The organism is Rhodococcus sp. CX, from assembly GCF_015865005.1.
In the GTDB taxonomy this organism is placed as follows: Bacteria; Actinomycetota; Actinomycetes; order Mycobacteriales; family Mycobacteriaceae; genus Rhodococcus.
In genome coordinates, this window is record NZ_JADZGH010000251.1 from 20,557 (window position 1) to 22,638 (window position 2,082).

Below are 2,082 nucleotides of genomic sequence, written 5' to 3' on the forward strand. Positions count from 1 at the left end.
GCCCGCCCATCGCCATCGTGACGATGGGCCGGTCGGCGTGTTCCTCGTGCATCGTGCGGGTCGCGTCGAGCAGGGTCACCACGTCGGCGGCGCCGCGCGGCATCACCGCGATCTTGCAGATGTCGGCGCCCAGATCCTGCATCGCGACCAGCCGCGCGACGATCTCGTCCTTCGCGGGGGTGCCCTCGAAATCGTGGTTCGACGCGACCACCGCGACCTTCCGTGCGTGCGCCGCGGCCACGATCCGGTCGACGGCTGCCCGGTCGCGGCGGTATTCGACGTCGACCAGGTCGACGGCCCCGGATTCGGCGAGCGCGACGTTCGAGTCGGCGTACGCGTCGTCGGTCAGGTCGGCCTCGCCGCCTTCGTGCCGGGTGCGGCACGTGGCGAGCAGGGGGATCCCGCTGAGGTGCCCGGCGAGGACGCGGGCCTGCTCGACGACGCTCGCGGTGTCGGTGATGGTGTCGAAGAAGTCCGTGCGCCATTCGACGATGTCGACGTCGACGCCGGTCAGCGCCTCGACCTGGGTGCGCAGTTCGTCGGGGGTGCGACCGGTGATCGGCACGATGATCTTGGGTGTGCCCTCGCCGATCGTGACGTTCTTCACCCGGACCGGCGTGATCGCCCTGCCACCCACTGCTGACTCCCGTCGTCGACTCCGGCACCCATTCGATCGGAAGCCCGCCGGCGCCCGATGCCCGAGCGAATGTACCGCTCGTCTCCTTCAATCGACCGAACGATACATTCGCTCGGAAAAACGGCCGGATCCGTGCCCGCCCGCACTGCAGGGATCACGATCCGCCGCGGAGTCGCTTGCTGTACGCCTCGTACAGTTCGGTCCAGCCGAGGTCGAGAGCGTCGCGCCCGACGATCGGCCCGGGGGAGCGGTGCTCCATCACCTCCTGCAGCACGTCGAGACACATGTGCCAGCCCGCGGCGAGCTCGGCCGAGGTGTCCGGCCCGGTGACGGTGTGCTGCAACGTCAGCGTGCATCCGCCGGGGCGGGGTGTGATCTCCCAGCGCAACCAGTCCTCATCCCACCGGTGTTCGAGCACGTGCGGGGTGCCCGCGGCGACGACGGTGCCGTCGAACTCGGTGGCTTCGTCGCCGTCGACGACGATCAGCGTCGCCGGCCCCACGGTGCCGAGATGCCGTTCCGGCCGGTACGGCGCCCACTGCACGACCTGCGCCGGATCGGTCAGGGCCACCCACACCACGTCCGGGAACTGCGGGAAGTCACGGCTGAACACGAGGGTCCACTGGTCGCCCGCATCGATCACCTCGGCGGACTGGAGGGGGCTCGGCCGGTAGTCGCGAATCGCCATCGGACGGTGCTCCTCGTCGCCGGAAGACGTTGTCGGTGAAGAAAACCGCGTGTCCGATTCTACCCGTCCGGCGAGGTCGGCCGTGTGGACTCGCTGCGCCGATCGATGTATTCGCAATATCCGGAGCCGGCGACCCGCCGACCCCGCCAGCGGCCGTCGAACCGGATCCCGCCGACGTATCCGGCGCCGAGCCCGTACGCCCAGTCGCCGTCGGCGTGTCCGTCGACGTGCCCGACGCCGGGAATGTCCCAGTGGAACTCGCCCGGCAGCAGCATGCGCCGCCCGTCCGGGGTGCGGACCTCACGTGCGGTGTCGATGCGCAGCCGGACACCCACCCGCACCGTCTCCATCGTCCCGGTCGCGCTGCGCAGGAACGCGGTCCGCAGCACCGGCACATTCCCCGGGCCGAGCACCGAGGTGAGCAGTAGCTGCGTGTCGTCGTCGACGCTCAGGACCTGGTAGACGAACGTGCGCACCGGCAGCCGCGCGGGGACCGCGACACCGTGCGCGTACTCGAGCGCGGCCAGACCCGTGACCGTCCGGGTTCCGTCGGGGTCGGTGAGGGTGCCCTCGTAACGGCACAGCCGGCTCGAATGCCGGTACAACCCGGGGATCGCGAAGAAGGTCGTGATCACCCCGGTCGGGTGCAGCAGCAGATCCACCGCGACCGCATCGGCCGGCCATGTGCGCTGCACCCGGACATCCGAGCCGGTCACGGTCATCGACAGGTGCTCTCCGAACGACGCCGTGCCCGGCC

Annotated in this window: 3 protein-coding genes; all 3 read right to left on the bottom strand. The window is 70.3% G+C overall.

Going from position 1 to position 2,082, the window contains the following annotated elements:
• Positions 1-637: type I 3-dehydroquinate dehydratase (gene aroD, locus I0Q12_RS26915; protein WP_307846557.1), on the bottom strand; the 637-nt coding region annotated here is incomplete at its 3' end.
• Positions 638-791: 154 nt separating this feature from the next.
• Positions 792-1,325 carry an SRPBCC family protein gene (locus I0Q12_RS26920; protein ID WP_197256408.1) on the bottom strand — a complete coding sequence of 178 codons (534 nt, stop codon included), beginning with the start codon at positions 1,323-1,325 and terminating at the stop codon, positions 792-794.
• A 59-nt stretch (positions 1,326-1,384) separates the two neighbouring features.
• A partial coding sequence (locus I0Q12_RS26925) for a DUF6670 family protein (RefSeq protein ID WP_374068803.1) occupies positions 1,385-2,082 on the bottom strand: 698 nt, incomplete at its 5' end.